Annotated in this window: 1 protein-coding gene; it reads right to left on the reverse strand. The window is 63.7% G+C overall.

Going from position 1 to position 823, the window contains the following annotated elements:
• Positions 1 to 466: 466 nt before the first annotated feature.
• Positions 467 to 697 carry a hypothetical protein gene (locus ACFYE3_RS19020; RefSeq protein ID WP_387612037.1) on the reverse strand — a complete coding sequence of 77 codons (231 nt, stop codon included), beginning with the start codon at positions 695 to 697 and terminating at the stop codon, positions 467 to 469.
• Between the last annotated feature and the right edge of the window lie 126 nt (positions 698 to 823).

Here is an 823-nt window from a genome sequence, read left to right on the forward strand (position 1 = left end):
GAGGGGAAGACTCATCTGGGCGTGCTCACTCACGTAGTCGTCATCGATGGAAACGCGGGTCAGCTGGCACCTGCGCATACGCACGGACCAGAGGGATGCTCACCGACGAAAGCGACCTCCACAGACCCCCCAGGGAAACTGGGACCTGGTAGGAGCACCGGAAGGCAGGAGCCCCTGTTCCTATCCGGTGGTGTCACCACCGATCACGCTACCGGGTGCACAACACCGCTGGCCAGAGCCCCATCACATCGATCGCACACGAGCCCGGAGCATGGGGCTGCTGGAACATTGGCGGACCCTCTGATGGGGACTGCCCCGGAAGGTTGTTGCTGCTGTGCGTTGCCACAGTCGGGCACGAGGCGAGAAAGGCTCCCGCCCCACCCTGTGGGTCGGGAGCCTTTGCGTCGACGGCTCCGCGTGTCGGAGTGACTGACGACGGAGAGCCGACCGAGGGACCTCGAGGCCCTCAGCCGGCCTCTTGCTGCAGGCGCTGGGCGAGCATTTTCTTGCCCTGCTCACCGGCCTTGCGGTTGTTCTTCTGGATCTTGCGGAACCACTCGGCCAGCTCGTTGTCGCCGGCCTTCTCAGCGTCCTGGATGTAGGTCTCCAGCTTCCACACGTTGTGCAGCGAGGCCTCGAGGGCCCAGATGAGGTCGTAGTTGGGGTCCTTCACGGGACTCTGCTTTTCGTTGGCCATGGTGTCTTGCCTCCCTTGTTGAGTGGGGATGCTGCAATCACTTCTGACGTGCCGGAAGTCTCCGGCTCTTCCCACGCTAGGAGCCTGGTCCGTCGATGGCAATGGGCGGCTCGTCATGACCGTGGC

The organism is Kocuria arenosa (assembly GCF_042879215.1).
Lineage (GTDB): Bacteria > Actinomycetota > Actinomycetes > Actinomycetales > Micrococcaceae > Kocuria > Kocuria arenosa.

Excerpts from the sequence above, each read along its gene's own strand:
- ACFYE3_RS19020 (WP_387612037.1), bottom strand. The coding sequence starts at position 697 with ATGGCCAACGAAAAGCAGAGTCCCGTGAAGGACCCCAACTACGACCTC.